The sequence below is a fragment of the Acinetobacter sp. TR3 genome (assembly GCF_027105055.1).
In the GTDB taxonomy this organism is placed as follows: domain Bacteria; phylum Pseudomonadota; class Gammaproteobacteria; order Pseudomonadales; family Moraxellaceae; genus Acinetobacter.
Window position 1 is genome coordinate 2706141 of record NZ_CP114264.1, and the last position, 20809, is coordinate 2726949.

Sequence of the window (20809 nt, forward strand, 5' to 3'; positions counted from 1 at the left end):
CTCTAAGCTTATGCAGCTAATGCGCCTTTAGCTTTTTCAGCTAAAGCAGCAAATGCAACTGCATCATGCATAGCGATATCAGCTAATACGCGACGGTCGATGATCACTTGAGCTTTTTTCAAGCCATCGATCATACGGCTGTAAGACAAACCGTTAAGACGAGCACCAGCATTGATACGCGCAATCCATAAAGCACGGAATTGACGTTTCTTTTGACGGCGGTCACGGTAAGCGTATTGACCAGCTTTGATTACCGCTTGGAACGCTACGCGGTAAACGCGTGAACGAGCACCATAGTAACCTTTAGCGCGAGCAAGAATTTTTTTGTGACGGCGATGAGCCACTACACCACGTTTTACACGAGCCATTTATAATCTCCTTAGATGTATGGGCACATAGCACGAACTGATGCAACGTCACTTACGTGAACCATTACACAACCGCGCAATTGACGGATACGCTTAGCAGATTTTTTGGTCAAAATGTGGCGCTTGAATGCTTGTTTGCGCTTGAAACCGTTTGCAGTCGCTTTAAAGCGTTTAGCTGCACCACGGCGAGTTTTTAACTTAGCCATAGTAACCTCTTTTGGGCACCTGTTCGGCTCGTTTGCACTATTGCAAATCGACCTGCAGGTAAGGAAGGCAGTATCATATAGCATCTGCCTTTAAAACGAAAGTAAAATGCTCATTTTTTAACAGCAACTACTTTATTTTTCTCAAACGTTATTTTCCATAACTAATTCTCAAATTATGAGAAAAATCCACAAAATCAGCGCCTACAATAGAATCAAATTATTAAATCTTTATTCTTATGAATATTCAGAATGATGCATTCGCCGCGTTACGGTATCGAGATTTCTCTATTGTGACCTTGAATCAATTTTGCTTAACACTGGCAATTTTAATTCAGGAAATTATTGTTGCTTATTCACTCTATCAAATCACTCGTGCCCCCTAACCTTAGGTTTTATTGGTCTGGCTGAAGCAATCCCATTTATCACGCTTTCTTTATGGGGTGGCTATTTTGCAGATAAACTGAATAAACAAAGCATTATGAAGGTCTGTTTATTCTTTTCCATTCCTTTACCTTTGGTTCTTTGGGCATTGTTCCATTTGCATGGCTTAGAAAAAATTGGTATTAGCACACTTTCTTGGGACATTTATGCTGTCATATTTGCCTTGGGTACTATTCGAGGTTTTTACAATCCATCAGCAACCTCACTCAAACCGTTTTTAATTCCACGCGAACTGTATGCCAATGGTGCCACTTGGACCACGATCGGCTGGCAAAGTGGTGTCATTATCGGGCCAATGTTGGGTGGCTTTATGTTGGCATTTTTGGGACGTGAAACGAGTCTTTTTGCAGTATCAGCATTATTGGCGATCTGCTTTATTTTGATTAATTGCTTACAGAAACGTACATTCCCAAAAATGGAAGCTGAGAATGTCTTACAAAGCCTGACCGATGGTTTTCGCTTTATTTGGAAAACCAAAATTGTTTTATGGGCAATCTCACTAGACTTGGTATCGGTACTCTTTGGTGGTGTAATTGCTCTGTTGCCCATTTTTGCCGAAGAAATCTTAAAGGTTGGCCCTGAAGGTTTAGGTTATCTACGCGCCGCCCCTTCGATCGGCGCACTCGTCACCATGATTGTCCTGACCAAGTTCCCGCCTATGCACCACGCTTGGCGAAATATGCTCTTGGCAGTGGCTGGTTTTGGTATTTTTACAATTTTATTCGCTTTTTCAAACAATATATGGCTGTCACTGTTTGCACTAATGATGACTGGTGCATGTGACAGTGTTTCAGTGGTAATTCGCCAAACTGTATTGCAAATTTTCCCGCCTGAAAATATTCGAGGTCGAGTTGCAGCAGTGAATGGTATGTTCGTTTCATCGAGTAATGAACTCGGCGCGTTTGAATCTGGTCTTGCAGCTAAATATCTTGGGACAATCACCGCAACTATATTTGGTGGTTGTATGACGCTTGCAGTTGTAAGTTACTGTTGGTTTAAAACCAGCAATTTATTTAAAGTCGATATTACTAAAGGTACTGATCATTAAGTATTTTGGGAAAGGCTAAATCTTTCCCTTATTTTTAAAAAATTCCTAGATATAAAGCATATAAAGTGAGATAACGACCACCTTTGGCGATGGTGACAACCAATAAGAATCGCCAAAAATTTTCCTTCATCAAACCTGCGATCAGAGTAATTGGATCACCAATCACAGGTGTCCAACTCAGTAGAAGTGAATAAAAACCATATTTATGATAAATCTGTTGAGCCTGCTCTAAACGCCGTCCAGAAACAGGAAACCATTTTTTATCTTTAAAATGTTCAATTTTCATTCCTAACCACCAGTTCACACATGAACCCAATACATTACCAATGGTTGCAACCAAGATCAGATAAAGAGGGTTGGAAAGCCCTTGTATCAATAAGGTTATTAATACTGCTTCCGACTGTAACGGTAATAACGTCGCAGCCCCAAAGGCAGAGAGAAATAATAGAAAATAAGACATTACTGAATCATGTTAGTTAACTTATTATGTTAAAACTTTGAAAAAGTATTGCACACATTCTCATTACAAAACCTTACACACATTTAGGATAACCATATGCATGATTTTGACTCTTATCAAGAAAAAATGAAATTAAGATACCCAAAAATCTTAGAAAATGCATCTAAAGTTAACAATTTATTTGGTGAAAGCGACAGAGGAGCTACATTGATCGCAGCGGCCATTTTGGAATATCAATTAGAGGAAATTCTATTTTCTTTTTTTAGAGATATAAAGTCAGCTACAGAGCTACTTAATGGCTTTAATGCACCGTTAGGAACGTTTTCATCTAAAATAAAAATTTCTCATGCATTGGGTCTTATTGAGGACGATGAGTACAACCAAATTGAAATTTTTAGAAAAATTAGAAATCAATTTGCACATGAATTTAATTCATTATCATTCGAATCTAAAGGCGTTAAAGAACGAATAATTAATTTATCAAAACCAATCGATAAGACATACAGCATGCGAGAATGTTTTGATAGCTGGTTTCTTACACTTAATTCATCCTTACTATTTAGGGCAGAAATAATAAGAAAAGAAAAACGTGAAACAAGGATCTTTCCCAATAAACCTATTCGATGCAATATTGTAGAACTCAAAGATAAGCCTATTAAAAAATAGGCTTATAATTACAGCTTGATCGACAAAGCTTTTTGTATCGCAGAGCGCGCCGTTAAGCGTTCAATATAGTCTTGCACATATGGATAATCTTCAAGTTGAATGCCTTGCCATTCATAACGCAATGCCCAAGGCAAGATTGCCATATCCGCAATTGAATACTCACCCGCCACAAACTTCTGACCAATCAATTGTTTATTTAAAACAGTGTAAAGGCGTTTAGTTTCATTGATATAACGTTCAATCGCATACGGAATTCGTTCAGGTGCAAATTTATTAAAATGGTGATTCTGACCAAGCATTGGACCAAACCCACCCATTTGCCACATTAACCATTGTTCAACTTCTACTCGCTCTTGTTCATCCGTAGGATAGAATAATCCAGTCTTCCGACCTAAATATTGTAGGATCGCACCTGATTCAAATACAGAAATCGGTTCACCTCGTGGTCCATTTTGATCAACAATCGCTGGAATTTTATTATTAGGAGAGATTCTTAAGAAGTCTGGTTGGAACTGATCATTTTCTAAAATATTAATAGGAAAAATCTGATATTCGAGTCCCATTTCCTCCAAGGCAATTGTTATTTTATGGCCGTTAGGTGTACCCCAATAATATAAGTCAATCATTTATTACCCTATTCATCTTTCTCATGATGGTTGCCTCGTTATAGCATATTTATTCCCTACTAATCAGCAACTCAACACAAAAACAAACAATAAAACTATGTTTTAAAATAAAATATTTTGAAAATCACACTTATTTTCCTAAAAAATTCTTTCCGTTTTTATCCAAATAACCTATGTCCTATATATTATGACTAAATAAAACATGCTAACTACAAGCACAACTTACAGTTATGAATTTACTTAATTAGTCATGGTTTAACATGTTTTATTTTAAGTAGCTGTCGTTGAGACTTATAAGCTTCTGAGTAGGTCAATCCATAATTTTTTGACATAAAAAAGCACCGCCTATTGCGGTGCTTTTTCTAAGAAAAAATTACTTTTTCTTTTTCGGGCCAATTAACATGCCCATTTGACGACCTTCCATCTTTGGCGCTTGTTCAATAACGCCAAATTCAGCAACGTCTGCTTCAATTTTTTGCAATTGAGCCAAACCAAGCTGTTGATGTGCCATCTCACGACCACGGAATCGTAAAGTGATTTTCACCTTATTTCCCTCTTCAAGGAAACGTAAAATTGCACGCAATTTAATTTGGTAATCGCCTACATCCGTTGCAGGACGTAACTTGATTTCTTTCACTTGCACTTGATGCTGTTTTTTCTTCGCATCTTTTTGCTTTTGCTTTAAGTCAAATAAGTGCTTGTTGTAGTCCATGATTTTACAAACAGGCGGTTCTGCATTAGCAACAATCTCAACAAGGTCAAGATTAACTTCTTCAGCAGCACGTAATGCTTCAGTTAATGAAACAACACCTTTTTGCTCACCATCTGCAGCGACGAGGCGTACTTCTTTCGCACGGATCTCTTCGTTAATTGCAGGACGGTTACTTTTAGCACCTTGTTGCTGGTTACGGTCAGGCTGTTTAATCTTTATTACTCCACAATGTACCGGCCGCGTTCGGCAACGGCAGATTTCACTAGGTCAATAAATGCATCTACTGACATAGTACCTAAATTTTTTCCTGAGCGAGTACGCACATTAACAGTACCTTCTTCAACTTCTCGATCACCAAGAACCAGAAGGTAAGGAATACGCTCTAGGGTACGCTCACGAATCTTAAATCCGATCTTTTCATTTCTCAAGTCAGAAATAGCACGAAGACCATTTTCTTTGAGTTTTGCAACCACTTGTTCACATGCTTCTGCTTGTGAATCAGTAATATTCATAACACACGCTTGAATTGGTGTTAACCAAGGCGGCATAAAGCCCGCATAGTGTTCAATTAGTATACCAATAAAACGCTCAAAACTACCAAGAATTGCACGATGCAGCATGACTGGTTGATCACGATCGTTGTCTTCAGTGACATAAGACGCATCTAAGCGAATTGGTAAGTTGAAATCACATTGAATCGTACCGCACTGCCATACACGGCCTAAGCAATCTTTCAATGAAAATTCAATTTTCGGACCATAGAATGCACCTTCACCAGGTTGCAAATCCCAAGCCAAGCCTGCATTATCTAAAGCATCTGCCAAAGATTTTTCAGCCAAATCCCAAAGTGCATCATCACCGACACGTTTTTCAGGACGTGTAGACAATTTCATTTGTACTTCTTCAAAGCCGAAGTCTTTATAAACATCTAAAGTCAGCTTAATAAAGTCAGCAACTTCTTTACCAATTTGTTCTTTGGTACAGAAAATATGTGCATCATCTTGCGTAAATCCACGAACACGCATAATCCCGTGTAAAGAACCTGATGGCTCATTACGGTGACAAGAACCAAATTCAGCCAAACGAATTGGTAAATCACGGTAAGATTTCAAGCCTTGATTAAACACTTGTACGTGACAAGGGCAGTTCATTGGCTTAACAGCATAGTTACGACTCTCTGAATGAGTTGTAAACATGTTGTCTGCGTAGTTGGCTGCATGACCAGATTTTTCCCAAAGCGTAAAATCGACGATTTGCGGCGTTTTAATCTCTAGGTAGCCATTGTCTTGCTGAACTTTACGCATGTATTGCTCAAGCACTTGGTAGATGGTCCAACCATTTGGATGCCAGAACACCATACCCGGTGCTTCTTCTTGCATATGGAATAAATCTAGAGCTTTACCAATTTTACGATGGTCACGCTTTTCTGCTTCTTCAATACGTTTGATATATGCCGCTAACTGTTTTTTATCAGCCCAAGCTGTACCATAAATACGTTGAAGCTGTTCATTCTTCGCATCACCACGCCAGTAAGCACCAGAGATTTTTGTGAGCTTGAATGATTTTAAGAATTTAGTGTTTGGTACGTGCGGACCACGGCACATATCCAAATAATCTTGATGGTAGTACAAGCCCATTTGTGTTTCATTCGGCATGTCTGCGATCAAGCGCAATTTGTATTCTTCGCCACGTGCTGTGAATTCTGCAATCACCTCATCACGTGGTGTCATTTTTTTGATGACATCATAATCCTGATCAATGAGCTTTTTCATACGCTCTTCAATCGCTGCCATATCATCTAAAGTAAAAGGACGTGGCATCCAGATGTCATAGTAGAAACCTTCTTCAATGACTGGACCAATCACCATTTTTGCTTCTGGAAACAGCTGCTTAACAGCGTGACCAACGAGATGTGCACAAGAGTGACGAATAATTTCTACGCCTTCTTCATCTTTAGGCGTGATAATTTGCACAGTTGCATCTTCGGTAATCAAGTCTGAAGCATCAACTAGACGATCATTGACACGACCTGCTACGGTATTTTTCGCAAGACCAGGACCAATGCTTAATGCAACGTCCATCACAGATACGGCTTGATCAAACTGTTTTTGATCGCCATTTGGCAAAGTGATAATTGGCATAATAAAATCCTTAAGGAGTGATGCCCTATACGAAGGAGCATATCACCGCGAGATTATGTATTGAGGCGAACCTCAAAAGATAAAAAACGGCGGATAAAAAAGTATTCAAGATTTTACACAGGTTTAGTTGAGTATGAAACCTTTGAATCATAAAAACCTAGATTGATTAGGTTTCATCTCCGACTAAAGCCTAAATGATTTAGACTGAATGACACACTATGTTGATATAGATATAAATGAAAAAAACACAAATGGAGCAAACACATGGTTAGTGCATATGATGAATTACCGAGAACCCCTGCAAATTTTGTTGCCTTATCGCCTTTACGTTATTTAGAACGTGCTGCTTATATTTATCCACACCAAGCCGCAATTATTCATGGGGAACGTCAAATCACATGGCAACAAAGCTATCAACGTTGCCGCCAGTTTGCACATCAGCTCACTCAGTTAGGAATTCAAAAGAATGATACCGTTTCGGTACTCTTGCCGAATGTACCTGCAATGATTGAAGCACATTTTGCTGTACCAATGGCAGGTGCAGTACTCAATACGCTGAATACTCGTCTCGATGCCAAAACCATTGCTTTTATGCTGGCTCATGCCGAGTCCAAAGTCCTTTTGGTCGATCCTGAATTTCGACAACTTGCAGCAGAAGCCTTAACGCTGATCTCTCAAGACATTATTGTAATTGATGTATTTGATCAGGAATACGAAGGTGAGCAAATTGCACTTGGGCAATATGAATATGAATCGTGGTTAGCTAAAGGTAATCCTGAATTTGAATGGCTACTTCCACAAGATGAATGGGATGCGATTAGTCTAAATTATACCTCAGGAACCACAGGCAATCCAAAAGGTGTGGTTTATCACCATCGCGGCGCTTATCTGAATGCAGCCAGTAACATCTTGGCATGCGGTATGAAACCTCGTGCAGTTTATCTATGGACGCTGCCACTATTTCACTGTAATGGTTGGTGTTTTGCATGGTCAATTGCAGCCAGTGGCGGCACCAATATTTGCTTACGTCGAGTTGATCCAGTTTTAATCTTTAAATATATCGCTGAACACAAAGTCGATTATTTCTGTGGCGCACCAATTGTCTTATCCATGTTAATTAACACGCCACCAGAACAAAAGACAGCTTTTGAGCACCATGTTGAAGTGATGGTTGCAGGTGCTGCCCCACCCGTTGCGATTATTGAAGGTATGCGCCATATTGGAATTAATGTTAATCATGTCTATGGTTTGACAGAAACGTATGGTCCATCGGCATTATGTGCTTCGCAAGCAGGATGGAGTGACTTATCTATTCAAGAACAGGCACAACTGCATTCACGTCAAGGTGTTCCTTATCCACTCCAAGACAGTATGCGAGTACTTGATCCTGAAACAATGCAACCCGTACCGAATGATGGGCAAACCATGGGCGAAATTATGTTCCGTGGCAATATTGTGATGAAAGGTTATCTCAAAAATCCACAAGCGACTGAAGAAGCTTTTAAAGGTGGTTGGTTTCATACAGGAGATCTAGCCGTTTGCCATCCTGATGGTTATGCCAAAATTACTGATCGCTCTAAAGATATTATCATTTCAGGTGGCGAAAATATTTCATCGCTCGAAGTCGAAGATGTACTTTACCGCCACCCTGCTGTACTCACCGCCGCAGTGGTCGCAAAACCTGATGAACGTTGGCAAGAAGTGCCTTGTGCTTTTATTGAACTCAAACAAGGTGCATCTGCATCGGCCGAAGACATCATTGCACATTGCCAAAAAGAACTGGCTCGCTTTAAAGTTCCCAAAGATGTCGTCATTACTGAGATTCCAAAAACATCAACAGGGAAATTACAGAAATTTATTTTAAGAGAATGGGCAAAACAACGAGCAGATGGCTCATTTGAAAGTTAATACCCCAAAATAAAAAGAAGTTTCCGAGGAAACTTCTTTTTGGCTTTAGCCTTGATCAGATAACAAGGCGACTTGCTGTACATAGTTCACAAATTTAAGCTTGGATGCTGCAAGATCTTCTTCACTCACCTGCTGTTTGATATCTCGATGAATGCGCAAAACATGCTGACGTAAAGTATGGCGTTCAGAAGCATTAAAAACTTTACTAAACTCATTAATGATTGGGTCACCTTGATCAATCATCCGATCTACCCAACGCATCAATTGCATTTGTTTTTTAGCACCTTGTTGCGGTGTCAAATAAGATAAAATCGTGGTTTCATTTTCATTACGCAATAACTTACCAACACGTTGAAACTGACGACGACGTGCTTCAAATGAACTGATTTTTTGCACTTCAAGTAATGCATCAATCAAACGCTCATCGACAGGAAGCTTTTGAATTTGTTTTGGATTGAGTTGAGCCAATTGCTCACCTAAAGCAGCCATACGTTGCACAGCTTTTTTTTGCTCGGTTCTACTCGCACGCCCTTCTAATGACTCAAAATCTTCATCTGTATAACGTTGTTGGGTACCACGTGCCACTATTACTCTGCCTCATAAAATTTTGCTGCGAACAGCGTTTGAATTTCTTCCAGTGCTTTTTCTTCATCAGCACCATCAATCACCAATCTTAATGTTGTGCCTTTACCAGCACCTAACATCAACAAAGACATAATATTTTTTGCATCAACCAATTTATCACCCTTGCCGATTTGTATCGAAGAGCTAAACTTGGTTGTCACTTCAATCAGTTTACCAGATGCGCGCGCATGTAAGCCGAGTTTATTAATTACATCAATTGTTGTGTCTATCATGACCAGTGCTTCATTTCTCTATGTAAGATTTGGACAGTCCATTTTGCCTTAAGAGCTCGTTTGAGTCTATCCACGATATAAACTGAACGATGTTGCCCACCTGTGCACCCGACTGAAATGGTCATGTAGTGGCGATGTCCTTCTGCAAAAGCAGGCAACCATTTTTCCAAGAAGTTATAAATATCGGTAAACATTTCATTGGTTTGTTGATTGCTTTCTAAAAACTGACATACAGGATCATCCAACCCTGAAAGACGACGCAACTCTAAATCCCAATGTGGATTCGGTAAATGACGCACATCAAACACATAATCAGCATCAAGCGGAATGCCATGTTTATAGCCAAATGATTGTAGAATCACAATCAACTTATCAGACTGCCCCAATCGAGACAGCAAGATATGTTTGAGATCATGGACGCTTTTACCTGTCGTATCAATATGCACCGTAGAGCGGAATTGTATCGGAATCAGCAGTTGCTTTTCTTCCTGTATACATTGCAACAGGCTATTAAAACGATTTGCCAACGGGTGTGGTCTACGCGAAGAGCTAAACCGTGCAACCAAATCTTGATCTTGCGTGGTTAAGTAAATGATATCCACAGTACCATGCTTTTTTAATTGCTCAAAAACATGGTCAAACTCCTGCATATCCGCACGAGTACTTCGAATATCCACACCTAATGCCAACTGCTCTAAGTTATTTTCATGATCCAGTTTAGCTACAATTTCAGGCAACAATGCCAAAGGTAAATTATCTATACAATAATAGCCCAAATCTTCAAGCACCTGTAATGCAGATGATTTTCCTGAACCTGATTGTCCTGTAACGATAAGAATACGCTTCATCGCATATCGCCCTTTAATTTATTTTATGTTTTAAAGTTAATTTGTAAATTATCAATCAAACGTGTCGAGCCCAATTTAGCCGCAACAAACAAAACTAAATCGCGATCAAACTCTTCAATTGGTTGCAAGTTAGGCTGACGTGCTTCTACATAATCCACAACAAATCCAGCTTGTGTCAATTCCGTTGAGATATTTGCTAACACTTGCGAAAGTGATTGCCCCTCTCCCAATGCAACTTCTGCTTGTTTTAACAACTGATAAATTGTTGGCGCAATACTTCGTTGCTCTTCTGACAAATAACCATTGCGTGAACTTAAAGCCAAACCATCTGCTGCTCGTACAATTGGTACGCCGATGACTTCTAATGGAATATTTAAATCCTGCACCAACTGACGAATTACAGCCAATTGTTGATAATCTTTTTGCCCAAAAAAAGCATAGTCTGGTTGTACAATATTGAATAATTTGGTTACAACAACTGCAACACCATCAAAATGACCAGGTCGTGATTGACCACATAAATCATTGGTAATTTGACTAACACGAATATTGGTTAAACGAGGCTGTTTACCATACATTTGATCGACAGAAGGGGCAAAAATAATATCGCAACCTACATCTGCTAACAAACGACTATCTTGTTCTAAAGTACGTGGATAACTATCAAAATCCTCGCCTGCACCAAACTGAATTGGGTTGACAAAAATACTCACCACAACAACATCACAGATTTTTTTTGCAGCGCGCACCAAAGTCAAATGACCTTCATGCAAATTCCCCATAGTTGGCACAAAACCAATTAATTTTTTTGTTGTTCTTGCTGGTGCTAATGATGCAGTTAAGCCTTGTATTGTTGTTTCTGTTTTCATGAGTTAGAGCTCAACTTGAAAAGTATGTTCTTTCGCTGGAAATGACTGATCTTGAACAGCAGCATGATACGATTTAAACGCATCGATAATTGCTGTTTCCCCCGCTTGTTCTTTCATAAAATTACGCACAAAACGTGCAACGCGACCAAAAGTCAAACCAAGCATGTCTTGTACAACCAAAACCTGTCCATCAGTTTCATTGCCCGCACCAATACCAATCACTGGAGTATTAGGAAATAGTTCAGCAATTTCTTTGCCTAACTGAGCTGGAACACACTCTAATAATAATACCGCAGCACCTGCATCAACCACAGCTTGGCAATCGGCAATCAACTGATCTGCTGCTTCACGTGTGCGCGCTTGAAGTTTATAACCACCAAATACATGTACCGATTGTGGGGTTAAACCTAAATGTACACACACAGGAATACCATTACGGGTCAAGACTTGGACTAATTCACTAAGCCACGCACCGCCTTCAATCTTGACCATTTGTGCGCCTACTTGCATCACGGCTTTGGCATTTTTTAGACCATCTTCAAGCGTCGCATAACTCATAAATGGCAAATCAGTCATAATTAAAGCATGTGAATTGCCACGGCGCACAGCTGCCGTATGGTAAGCCATATCTTCAACTGTCACAGGCAGCGTAGAATCTCGACCTTGAATTGCCATGCCTAGAGAATCACCGATTAAAATCGTATCAATTTCAGCCAATTCCATCGCTTTAGCCATACTTGCATCGTAACAAGTGAGACATGAGAACTTACGTCCTTCGGCTTTAAATTTTCTTAAGTCACTTAGACTAATCATGATGATGTCCTCTACGGCGTTTCTAGAACAAAGCAATCTTAAGCGGTTGCCCAAGACTGGTCTGCGATTACAGTTAAATTTGCCTGCTGTACCAGTTCTAAATCTTTTAATCGACACCCATTCAACTGTAAATGAGCATCTAAATCCAATAAGGGAACAATCACAAAATCACGCTCTAAAATACCCACATGTGGCACGGTTAAGCGTTCATTGCAGATCTGCTCCTGACCATAGATCAACAAATCCAGATCAAGCGTGCGCTCTCCCCAGCGCCGCACACGGATACGTCCTGCATCTTGCTCAAATTGTTGTAATTGATCTAATAGGGCAAGCGGTGCAAGTGTGGTATCGAGTTGAACAACCGCATTTAAATAATTCGGCTGATCTTGCGGCCCCATTGGCGGACTTTGATAAAGTCTTGAAACTTTTACCGAACCTAAACTAGCCAGCTTCACAACAGCCTCGCTAAGAATCTGTTGCGAATCACCTAAATTGCTACCAAGACCAATATAAGCACGAGTCGTCATTGTGTTGGTCCAAAAACAACTTGGGCTAAATCACGCTGTACCCGTTTACGCTTGAGAATCGGATGATCTGTATTGATTTGTCCAGAAACGGCAGTCGCTTTTTCAATAAAACGGCTAGTTGATTCATCGGCTCTCACACGTTCTTTTTTAGCACGACGACTTCTTGGCTCAGGGACATTGACCAAAGGCTCAATCTCAGTGGTCTTTGGCTCATCAACTTCAACTGTCTTACGACGTGTTTTACTACGTTGACGGTTGTATTGACGAATTGCGACTTCTTTCTGATCGATTGACATTTCTTGGTAAGCTTCCCACCAAATCCCCATGCCTTCGGTACTGCTATCACCTGATTTCTCACGTAACAACAAGAAGTCAAAGCCTGCACGGAAACGTGCATGTCCAGCCAAAGCTTCAATTTGCTGTGGCTTTGGATTGAGCAAACGGGTTTGCATTTCCCACACTTCACGAATAAAAGTTTCAGCAAAACGGGGAATAATGGTGCGGGTGGCTTGACGTTTCAATACATCTAAACCAGCTTGGGCACGTGCTTCAGCAGGAACAACACCTTTATTTAAATAAAAATCGCAACGTTCTAAGAAAGGCTTCCACAACAATACTGCATAAAAAAATGCGGGATTAATGGTCTTACCAATTTGAATTCGTTGATCAGTATTTTTAGCTGCACGTTCGATAAAAGCTGTTAGATTTGGAGGAATTTCAGCAAATAATTGCTTCCAAACCCCAAACTCAATCAGCATCGGCAAAACGCGTGCAAGATGTCCCATAGTAAATAATTTTTGAGACTCATCGTATAAACGATGCGGTGAGACATCACGTAACAGTTGCGTCAGCTCAACATTAAAAACATCAATAATCGATTGATCAATTTGAAAGTTAAGTTTCGCAGCAAAACGTAAGGCACGTAACATTCTCACAGGGTCTTCTTCAAACCGCTGTGCAGGCTCACCTAAAAAACGCAAAGTACGGGTTTTAATATCATCAACTGCATGACAAAAATCTAGCACGATCGCTTGGCGCGGTTGATAATACAAAGTATTAATTGAGAAATCTCGACGCGCAAAATCTTGCTCAATTGTTCCCCAATTATTATCTCGCAGGATCATACCGGAAGCACTGGTGACTGCTTTTTTGGGAGGAGCGCGGAAAGTTGCGACTTCAATCAGTTCGCGACCAGAATAAACATGTGCTAATTCGAAACGTCGACCAATAATTCGGCAACGTCGACCAAAAACTTCTTTCACTTGAGCTGGTGTTGCATTTGTAACAGCGTCAAAATCCTTAGGATTAAGACCTAACATCATATCGCGAACACCGCCGCCTACAATATATGCCTCATAGCCAGCTTTCGTCAGGCTATCAATCACATCTAATATTGAAGAAGGGAGTTGGGTTGTGGACAAACCACATTTTGACGCACGCAAAGTTTGCAAAAGACACTGTCTCCTACGTCAGGACGTAAATAACAATTTGTCGCTAATCATAGCTCTAACACACTCAAAGGGCAATTTATTCTGTTGAAGTTTCAACAGATCAGTATGTTTTAATTGCAATATCATCTTTATTTTTATCCTATAATCCTAAGCGTGCTTTATTTTTCTCAAGCAATTTGGGTCCAATTCCTTTTACATTGACCAACTCATCTATCGTTTTAAAACCACCATTCTTTTGGCGATATTCAACAATTGCCTGAGCTTTTTTCTCACCCACGCCATTCAACGTTTGTAGCTGCTGTAAATTTGCTTGGTTCAAACTAATTTTATCTCCTTGAATGTTTACAGAAGATGAAACTTGCTTTGAACCTTGTTGTGCCGTGGGTCTTGATAAATAATAATTATTGTTTGGTTGCTTCGCCAATTGCTGATCACGTGCCTGTTGTTGCGCTTTCCATTTTTCATAGGATTGATCGAATGGCTGCGCATCTACAGATGAAAAACACCCTAAATATATAAAAATGAATAAAAAAAGATTATGTTTGCTGCGTAGCTGCGGCAAATTCATTGGATTTCCCCCTGAAGTTTTAAGTGTCTTTTTGCTTGCTCCCAGAGTTCGTCCATTTCTGCCAAACTCATTTCTTGCAAGTCTTTGTCTTGTCTTTGTGCTTGTTGTTCAATATATGCAAATCGGCTTCTAAATTTATGAATCGTTGCCAGTAATGCAGTCTCACTCGACAGACCAAGTTTACGTCCTACATTGATTAAAGAAAATAGACAATCGCCAAACTCTTCTTGTATTTCATCACTTTTTTGATTTTTGATCGCTTGTTGTAATTCCTCTAATTCCTCATTTAACTTCCCATAAGCATCTTCAACTGTTTCAAAATCAAAACCCAACTGCGCTGCTTTTTTTTGAATTTCATGTGCCTGTACCAAAGCTGGCGCATGTTTCACTGCATCTAGTCGAGATTGAGCCTTACCTTGTTTTTCTTGCTGCTTAATTTTTTTCCATAATTCACTGACTTGTTCTGAATCTAAATTTTGATATTTTTCAGCTTGAAATACATGTGGATGACGACGAATTAATTTTTCACTAATCGCATCTACAACATCATGAAAGTTAAATGCGCCTTGCTCACTGTACATTTGGGATTGAAAAACCACTTGTAATAATAAATCACCTAACTCGTTGCGAATTTCATTGAGATCCCCCTTTCGAATCGCTTCTTCAACCTCATAAGCTTCTTCGATCGCATAACGAGTCAAGCTATTAGGCGTTTGTTGTTGATCCCATGGGCATTTTTGTCGCAACTCTTGCATAATTTCTAATAACTTTTCCATGATCCTCTCCAAATACAGCCAAATTGTTGCAGCTTGAACCTGCTTATGCGTAATATACGCCGATTAAAGAAATATGATAAAGCAAGGGAAAGCAATGCAACATAGCGTATTTATTAGTGGAGCGGCACAAGGAATTGGTGCTGAGATTGCGCGCATCTTTCATCGTCACGGTTATAAAGTCGGTATTTATGATATTAATGATGAGCAAGCGCTTCGTTTAGCCAACGAGCTTGGTGAAAATGCTAAAGCGGGTTATTTAGATGTCAGTAACTTTCGCCAGTGGAAAATAGCACTACAAGATTTTAAAAATTGGGCAGGCGAACTGAATATTTTAATTAACAACGCTGGAATCTTATACTCTGGCGCATTTGAAGAGACGTCAATTCAATCCCATCATCGCACTGTGGATATCAATATCAAAGGGGTTCTGAACGGTTGCCATGCTGGGTTACCCCATCTAGAAAAAGCCAGTTTTGCTCGTGTGATTAATTTATCCTCCGCCTCAGCAATTTATGGACAAGCTGATTTAGCATCGTACTCTGCGAGTAAATTTGCGGTTCGAGGCTTAACAGAAGCCTTAGATGTAGAATGGCAAAAATATAATATTCGCGTACTCGATGTAATGCCTCTATTTGTACAAACCAATATGGTAAAGAATATGAATGCAGGCAGTATTCAAAATATTGGTGTGGATTTAACCCCTGCGGATGTTGCGAAACAAGTCTTACAGTTAGCCCAACAAAAAGATCATGCCCTGATTCCAACTCATACTCCTGTAGGCATAAAAACCAAACTGATGTATCAATTGTCGAGCATCAGTCCACAGTTTTTAAATCGATTGACTAATATTTTCCTATCGAAGCGTTAAGCATAAAAAAGCTGCATCTCAATGCAGCTTTTTTATTTTCATGTTCTAACTTCCCTGAACCAAACGTCGTGCGCTGATAATCCCGGGTTGCTGCTCTAAACGAGCCAATAAACGAGACAGTTGTGCCAAACCTTTGACTTCAATCAATAATTTCATATTGGCAATACCATCTGCCTCAGAAATGGTATTGACCTGACGAATATTGATTTGGTCTGAGAAAATCACTTGGGTGAGGTCTTTAAGTAGACCACGGCGATCATAAGCTTCAACCACGATTTGCACGCTCTGGCCACGGGTCGGTTGCATTTCCCAATCCGCTTCAACAGCACGCTCAGGCTCTTGTGTCGTCATGCGTAAATAATCTGGACAAGCGATCTTATGGATACTGACACCACGGTTTAAAGTGATATAACCACCAATCGACTCACCATGCACAGGTTGACAACATTGCGCAATATGCAGCTCAACATTATCCAAACCATCAATCAAAATCCCGTGTGCTGAGAGCGTATGGCTCGCACGAGGATTTAACGCAGGTTTTAAAACCAGTTCAGGCTCATCTTGATCCAAGTGCATCTGACGATTGACTTGATTCATCAAGGCATGAAGGCTGATATCACCACTCACCAAAGCCACTAAAATATCATCACCCGCTTTCAGGTTGAAATGAGATGAATAATCTTTTAAATCAATACTCTTTGGATGAATAGCTAAACGAGATAATTCTTTATTCAGTAACTCACGTCCAACTTCAACGTTTTTACTGCGATCTTGTTGTCTAAACCAATGGCGTAACTTGTCACGCGCACGCGCCGTTTTGATATAGCCTAAAGAATTGACCAACCAATCACGGTTAGGTTCGCGGTCTTTCTTGGTTAAGATTTCAACCTGCTCACCTGTTTTCAAGGTATAGGTTAATGGCACATAGCGCTGATTGACACGTGCTGCATAGCACTTGTTTCCAACTTCAGTATGCACATGATAGGCGAAATCTAAAACGGTTGAACCTCGTGGTAATTCCTTAATATCACCATCACGACTAAATACATAAATCTTTTCAAAATTCTCAAAATCTTGAATTTGATCTATGCCATTTGACTCTTCATCTTCGCCATGTGGTGTCGTTTCAGTACGCTCTTGATAATGCTCAAGTACGGCACGTAAAGAATGCAAACGATGGTTAAATGAATGATCGGTATTTTTTGCGCCTTCTTTATAATTGAAGTGCGAACAAACACCTAACTCAGCCTCATTGTGCATTTCAAAGGTACGAATTTGCACTTCTAAAGATTTATTTTCTGCAATCACAGCAGTATGTAATGAGCGATAACCATTTGCCTTTGGATTGGTGACATAGTCATCAAACTGGTTGGGAATATGCCGCCATAATTGATGCACAATCCCTAAAGCGTGATAACAATCAGGTACACTTTTTACCAATACACGTACCGCACGAATATCGTAAAGCTGATCGAAACTCAGGTTTTTGCTTTTCATTTTTCGATAAATCGAATAAATGTGCTTCACTCGCCCAGTGATTTCAGCTTGGATATGATGCGTACCTAGTTCAGTCTTCAATTTATCAATGACAAATTGAATATACTGCTCACGCTCTAAACGTTTTTCATTCAGTAACGATGCGATTTCTTTATAGCGTTCTGGTGCTAAATAACGGAAAGCAAGATCTTCTAGCTCCCATTTAAGCTGTGCTATACCTAAGCGATGTGCAAGTGGTGAATAGATCGTTAAAATCTCACGTGCAACACGCTCTTGACGTTCTTTACTCGCCGTTGCCAATTCACGCAAGGCATAAGTACGTTCAGCAAGTTTGATTAAAACGACACGTACATCTTCTGTCACCGAAATCAGCATTTTATAAATGCCGTTTAAGTGCTCACGTTGATTATTATTGAAATGATCTTCTAAACGTTTATTTTTTTCAATCAATTCAGAGAGCTTACCCATCGCAAGCGTACCCTGTACAAGACCAAGTACTTGCCCACCAAACTGTTGTTGAATATCCTCTAAGGTAATTAAGCCTTCGCGCACACTGCGATATAACACTGCCGCTGACAATGTGTCTTCATCAACATGTAAATGCGCTAAAATATCAGCCATACCAATACCTGTACTAAAGGTATTGCTACGATGATGAACCGTGGTTTCTAATTCTTTTGCCAAGGTCAGCTCTGCAACTTTTTGAAGTTGCTTTAGCTCTGCCCCATCCAAAATATCACGCACTCGATCTAGCCAAGAGACCAGACCACTTTGCGCTTCAGCGGCATGTTCTACAGTCGTTTCCTCTGACAACTCATGGAGTCGTCCAGGTAACTGCTCACGTACTGTGACCATACCATTCTCCTCTGGATATGTAACTCATTCTCTAATCGTTTATCTCTTGGGTCTTTTCAAATTGCTCAATTTTTTCAAACAAGGCAATTGATTCAACATGCTCAGTATGGGTAAACATGTCCATTACTGCCGCCTTTTTAAGTTGATAACCATATTGTGCCAGTACACCCGCATCCCTTGCCAGTGTTGATGGATTACATGAAACATAAACGATTCTTTTTGCTCCAAAATTAGGTACATATTGCATAACTTCAAACGCACCTGATCGAGGAGGATCAATTAATAATGCATCAAATCCCTGTTTTGCCCAAGAATGATGCGAAAAGTCTTTTGTTAAATCTTGTGAAAAGAACAATGCCTGAGACAATTGATTTGCTTTTGCATTTTCAGTTGCCCGTTGTACCATCTCATCACTTGCTTCAACACCAACGACCTGACCTGTCTCACCAACACAACGTGCTAAAGGTAAGGAAAAATTACCCAGTCCACAAAATAGGTCGAGTACTCTCTCCCCTTTCTGTAAATCTAGCAATTCACATGCCAAGTGAATCATCTTTGCATTTACACCACTATTTACTTGAGTAAAGTCTAAAGGCGAAAATGCAAATTTAACCGCAAACTCATCCAGACTGTAGTGCAAACGCATCGGTGCTTGAGCATCATCAACACGATGTAAACTATCTGCGCCTTTAGGTTGCAAATACAACTGCCAATCCTTTAGTAACGCAAATTGACGTAATTGGTTGACATCCGACACATTTAATTCATCCAAGTGGCGAATCAATAACGCTGTCTCGGTATCACCCATTGCTAATTCTATATGACCAATGTGGGCTTTGCCTGTTAGACTTTCGAGTAGTTTTCTCAACTCTACCAAACTTTCGGACAAACGCTGATCAAGTACGTGACACTGCTGAATCGGTGTTAAATGATTACTGTGATGTTCACGAAAGCCCATCACCAAACGATTTTGTTTCGCAATATAGCGAACGCCCACTCGAGCACGACGACGATAATCTATTTTTTCAGATCGGATTGGATCTAACCATTGTTCTGGTTGTAAACCAGCAAAATGTTGTAAATGTGACTTCAATACATTCTGTTTTAATAAAATCTGTTCATCTGGATGAATATGTTGCAAGCTACAGCCACCACAGACCCCAAAATGCGGACAAATCGGATCGACTCGTCCCACAGCCGCATCACTTTCTAGCTTAACCATATCCGCTTCTTCTAAACGCGAAGTTTGATTAGTGATCTTGGCTTGTACCGTTTCACCCACGAGCGCATAACGAATAAAAACCTTCTTACCGTGCTTTTCTTTTGGATGATCAGGATGCGTTCCATAATGCGCAATCCCTCGCCCCTCATGAGAAAAAGCTTCGATTTGAAAGGTATATGTTGGATATTGAGCTGGGCGCTGTTTCGCTTTATGTTTCAAAAGATCAACCTAATTTTTTGGCGCAAACGTATTTGCGGTAAATACAGTATATTGCGATGTTTGTTGCCATACCTGTAAGAATTCTGTTTGTTGCGTTTGAGTTTGTAAATAATCGATCGTGGTTTGAAGCCAATACTGATGATCATGTTGATTAAGCTGCCCTTTGAGCAACAACCAACGTAAATAGATCAACCATGTATTTAAAACATCACCTTCACAATAACTGGTCAGTTTTAACCATTGTTCAGTACGCACATACTCTGGCACATGATAACCAGTCTCACCACGTTTCCCAGGGAATCCTAAAAGGCAAGCAACATCATCAAGTTTTTGAAAATTTCGACCATTAAACATTGCCATCACATCCATCAAATCGACATGACGATGGTGATAACGGTTTTGATAGTTATTGAAACGCTTTTGGTTATCAATTTCACCTTGATCAAATAAACTTGACGCAGACAAACCATGATACATGGCGCGAAATAAAATCACTGGCAGATCAAATTGCGAACCATTCCAACTGATTAATGTGGGTTGCTTCTTATCAAAAATAGATAAAAATTTGGTCAACATCTCAGCTTCTGTATTTTGCTCCTGACTAAATGAAAAAAGTCGAACACCTTTTTCATCAATCCACAAACCAGAAATACACACAATTTCATGCAAAGGTAGGCGTTGAAAATCACTACCTGATTCTTGACGGCGAATCTTCGTTAATGCTTGTTCAACATCGGCTTCAGGTAAATCAAGATGATGAAGATGGGCACCAGCCTTTAAATCGGTCAGTGTTTCAATATCAAAAACTAAAGTCGGAAAGCGTAAACTCATCTTGAAATCTCTTCAAATCCCTCCCAACCCAC

The 20809-nt window shown here is 39.9% G+C and carries 22 protein-coding genes; 4 read left to right on the forward strand and 18 right to left on the reverse strand.

What is annotated here, in order from left to right; genetic code table 11:
- Positions 1–8 precede the first annotated feature (8 nt).
- Positions 9–368 (reverse strand): 50S ribosomal protein L20, encoded by a 360-nt coding sequence (rplT, locus tag O1449_RS12880; protein WP_004664213.1) that lies wholly within the window; start codon positions 366–368, stop codon positions 9–11.
- A gap of 11 nt (positions 369–379) precedes the next feature.
- Positions 380–574: a 50S ribosomal protein L35 gene (gene rpmI, locus O1449_RS12885; RefSeq protein ID WP_004637967.1), complete on the reverse strand. Its 195-nt coding sequence runs from the start codon at positions 572–574 to the stop codon at positions 380–382.
- A gap of 307 nt (positions 575–881) precedes the next feature.
- Between rpmI and O1449_RS12890 the strand changes: the two genes are divergently transcribed.
- Entirely contained in the window at positions 882–2063 is a 1182-nt protein-coding gene (locus O1449_RS12890) for an MFS transporter (protein WP_269238510.1), read from the forward strand.
- A 34-nt stretch (positions 2064–2097) separates the two neighbouring features.
- Here O1449_RS12890 and O1449_RS12895 read toward each other — a convergent pair whose 3' ends face one another.
- Positions 2098–2523 (reverse strand): YqaA family protein, encoded by a 426-nt coding sequence (locus tag O1449_RS12895; protein WP_269238511.1) that lies wholly within the window; start codon positions 2521–2523, stop codon positions 2098–2100.
- Positions 2524–2619: 96 nt separating this feature from the next.
- Here O1449_RS12895 and O1449_RS12900 point away from each other — a divergent pair, with 96 nt between their 5' ends.
- Positions 2620–3189 (forward strand): MltR family transcriptional regulator, encoded by a 570-nt coding sequence (locus tag O1449_RS12900; RefSeq protein ID WP_269238512.1) that lies wholly within the window; start codon positions 2620–2622, stop codon positions 3187–3189.
- A gap of 8 nt (positions 3190–3197) precedes the next feature.
- Here O1449_RS12900 and O1449_RS12905 read toward each other — a convergent pair whose 3' ends face one another.
- The 3 genes from O1449_RS12905 to thrS form a co-directional block, all read right to left on the reverse strand.
- Entirely contained in the window at positions 3198–3815 is a 618-nt protein-coding gene (locus tag O1449_RS12905; protein ID WP_269238513.1) for a glutathione S-transferase N-terminal domain-containing protein, read from the reverse strand.
- A gap of 373 nt (positions 3816–4188) precedes the next feature.
- Complete coding sequence (infC, locus tag O1449_RS12910; RefSeq protein ID WP_269230396.1) at positions 4189–4740, reverse strand: translation initiation factor IF-3; 552 nt, start codon at positions 4738–4740, stop codon at positions 4189–4191.
- A 5-nt stretch (positions 4741–4745) separates the two neighbouring features.
- Complete coding sequence (thrS, locus tag O1449_RS12915) at positions 4746–6668, reverse strand: threonine--tRNA ligase (protein WP_004664201.1); 1923 nt, start codon at positions 6666–6668, stop codon at positions 4746–4748.
- A 264-nt stretch (positions 6669–6932) separates the two neighbouring features.
- Between thrS and O1449_RS12920 the strand changes: the two genes are divergently transcribed.
- On the forward strand, positions 6933–8576 hold the full coding sequence (locus tag O1449_RS12920) for an acyl-CoA synthetase (RefSeq protein WP_269238514.1): 1644 nt from the start codon (positions 6933–6935) through the stop codon (positions 8574–8576).
- A gap of 45 nt (positions 8577–8621) precedes the next feature.
- Here O1449_RS12920 and yjgA read toward each other — a convergent pair whose 3' ends face one another.
- From yjgA to mazG, 9 genes are all read right to left on the reverse strand, one after another.
- A complete protein-coding gene (gene yjgA / locus O1449_RS12925; RefSeq protein ID WP_269229615.1) occupies positions 8622–9161 on the reverse strand; it encodes a ribosome biogenesis factor YjgA in 540 nt (179 codons plus the stop codon).
- A gap of 2 nt (positions 9162–9163) precedes the next feature.
- On the reverse strand, positions 9164–9433 hold the full coding sequence (locus O1449_RS12930) for an HPr family phosphocarrier protein (protein WP_087545614.1): 270 nt from the start codon (positions 9431–9433) through the stop codon (positions 9164–9166).
- On the reverse strand, positions 9430–10281 hold the full coding sequence (gene rapZ, locus O1449_RS12935) for an RNase adapter RapZ (protein WP_269229614.1): 852 nt from the start codon (positions 10279–10281) through the stop codon (positions 9430–9432). The genes O1449_RS12930 and rapZ overlap by 4 nt, the downstream gene beginning before the upstream one ends.
- A 23-nt stretch (positions 10282–10304) precedes the next feature.
- Positions 10305–11150, reverse strand: coding sequence for a pantoate--beta-alanine ligase (gene panC / locus O1449_RS12940; RefSeq protein ID WP_269229613.1), 846 nt, complete (start codon positions 11148–11150; stop codon positions 10305–10307).
- Positions 11151–11153: 3 nt separating this feature from the next.
- A complete protein-coding gene (panB, locus tag O1449_RS12945; RefSeq protein ID WP_269229612.1) occupies positions 11154–11963 on the reverse strand; it encodes a 3-methyl-2-oxobutanoate hydroxymethyltransferase in 810 nt (269 codons plus the stop codon).
- Between the two features lie 38 nt (positions 11964–12001).
- The gene (folK, locus tag O1449_RS12950; RefSeq protein WP_269238515.1) at positions 12002–12490 is read right to left on the reverse strand and encodes a 2-amino-4-hydroxy-6-hydroxymethyldihydropteridine diphosphokinase; all 489 of its coding nucleotides are present in this window, start codon (positions 12488–12490) and stop codon (positions 12002–12004) included.
- Positions 12487–13941, reverse strand: coding sequence for a polynucleotide adenylyltransferase PcnB (pcnB, locus tag O1449_RS12955; RefSeq protein WP_269238516.1), 1455 nt, complete (start codon positions 13939–13941; stop codon positions 12487–12489). The genes folK and pcnB overlap by 4 nt, the downstream gene beginning before the upstream one ends.
- A gap of 139 nt (positions 13942–14080) precedes the next feature.
- A complete protein-coding gene (locus O1449_RS12960; protein WP_269229609.1) occupies positions 14081–14509 on the reverse strand; it encodes a ComEA family DNA-binding protein in 429 nt (142 codons plus the stop codon).
- Positions 14506–15285 (reverse strand): nucleoside triphosphate pyrophosphohydrolase, encoded by a 780-nt coding sequence (gene mazG / locus O1449_RS12965; protein ID WP_269238517.1) that lies wholly within the window; start codon positions 15283–15285, stop codon positions 14506–14508. The genes O1449_RS12960 and mazG overlap by 4 nt, the downstream gene beginning before the upstream one ends.
- Positions 15286–15379: 94 nt before the next feature.
- On the opposite strand from mazG, the gene O1449_RS12970 reads away from it, so the two are divergent.
- Positions 15380–16153 (forward strand): SDR family oxidoreductase, encoded by a 774-nt coding sequence (locus O1449_RS12970; RefSeq protein ID WP_269238518.1) that lies wholly within the window; start codon positions 15380–15382, stop codon positions 16151–16153.
- Between the two features lie 45 nt (positions 16154–16198).
- Here the strand turns inward: O1449_RS12970 and O1449_RS12975 are convergent, their stop codons facing one another.
- The 3 genes from O1449_RS12975 to O1449_RS12985 are packed head-to-tail and all read right to left on the reverse strand — an operon-like array spanning position 16199 to position 20777.
- Positions 16199–18505, reverse strand: a complete 2307-nt coding sequence (locus O1449_RS12975; RefSeq protein ID WP_269229606.1) for a RelA/SpoT family protein — start codon at positions 18503–18505, stop codon at positions 16199–16201.
- Between the two features lie 31 nt (positions 18506–18536).
- Entirely contained in the window at positions 18537–19946 is a 1410-nt protein-coding gene (rlmD, locus tag O1449_RS12980) for a 23S rRNA (uracil(1939)-C(5))-methyltransferase RlmD (RefSeq protein WP_269229605.1), read from the reverse strand.
- Between the two features lie 9 nt (positions 19947–19955).
- Complete coding sequence (locus O1449_RS12985; protein ID WP_269238519.1) at positions 19956–20777, reverse strand: 3'-5' exonuclease; 822 nt, start codon at positions 20775–20777, stop codon at positions 19956–19958.
- Between the last annotated feature and the right edge of the window lie 32 nt (positions 20778–20809).

What these genes read in the sequence shown, in the direction of transcription:
- rplT (WP_004664213.1), bottom strand. Translation starts at nt 368, where the DNA reads ATGGCTCGTGTAAAACGTGGTGTAGTGGCTCATCGCCGTCACAAAAAA.
- rpmI (WP_004637967.1), bottom strand. Translation starts at nt 574, where the DNA reads ATGGCTAAGTTAAAAACTCGCCGTGGTGCAGCTAAACGCTTTAAAGCG.
- O1449_RS12895 (WP_269238511.1), bottom strand. Translation starts at nt 2,523, where the DNA reads ATGTCTTATTTTCTATTATTTCTCTCTGCCTTTGGGGCTGCGACGTTA.
- O1449_RS12900 (WP_269238512.1), top strand. Translation starts at nt 2,620, where the DNA reads ATGCATGATTTTGACTCTTATCAAGAAAAAATGAAATTAAGATACCCA.
- O1449_RS12905 (WP_269238513.1), bottom strand. Translation starts at nt 3,815, where the DNA reads ATGATTGACTTATATTATTGGGGTACACCTAACGGCCATAAAATAACA.
- thrS (WP_004664201.1), bottom strand. Translation starts at nt 6,668, where the DNA reads ATGCCAATTATCACTTTGCCAAATGGCGATCAAAAACAGTTTGATCAA.
- O1449_RS12920 (WP_269238514.1), top strand. Translation starts at nt 6,933, where the DNA reads ATGGTTAGTGCATATGATGAATTACCGAGAACCCCTGCAAATTTTGTT.
- O1449_RS12930 (WP_087545614.1), bottom strand. Translation starts at nt 9,433, where the DNA reads ATGATAGACACAACAATTGATGTAATTAATAAACTCGGCTTACATGCG.
- rapZ (WP_269229614.1), bottom strand. Translation starts at nt 10,281, where the DNA reads ATGAAGCGTATTCTTATCGTTACAGGACAATCAGGTTCAGGAAAATCA.
- panC (WP_269229613.1), bottom strand. Translation starts at nt 11,150, where the DNA reads ATGAAAACAGAAACAACAATACAAGGCTTAACTGCATCATTAGCACCA.
- panB (WP_269229612.1), bottom strand. Translation starts at nt 11,963, where the DNA reads ATGATTAGTCTAAGTGACTTAAGAAAATTTAAAGCCGAAGGACGTAAG.
- folK (WP_269238515.1), bottom strand. Translation starts at nt 12,490, where the DNA reads ATGACGACTCGTGCTTATATTGGTCTTGGTAGCAATTTAGGTGATTCG.
- O1449_RS12960 (WP_269229609.1), bottom strand. Translation starts at nt 14,509, where the DNA reads ATGAATTTGCCGCAGCTACGCAGCAAACATAATCTTTTTTTATTCATT.
- mazG (WP_269238517.1), bottom strand. Translation starts at nt 15,285, where the DNA reads ATGGAAAAGTTATTAGAAATTATGCAAGAGTTGCGACAAAAATGCCCA.
- O1449_RS12970 (WP_269238518.1), top strand. Translation starts at nt 15,380, where the DNA reads ATGCAACATAGCGTATTTATTAGTGGAGCGGCACAAGGAATTGGTGCT.
- O1449_RS12975 (WP_269229606.1), bottom strand. Translation starts at nt 18,505, where the DNA reads ATGGTCACAGTACGTGAGCAGTTACCTGGACGACTCCATGAGTTGTCA.
- O1449_RS12985 (WP_269238519.1), bottom strand. Translation starts at nt 20,777, where the DNA reads ATGAGTTTACGCTTTCCGACTTTAGTTTTTGATATTGAAACACTGACC.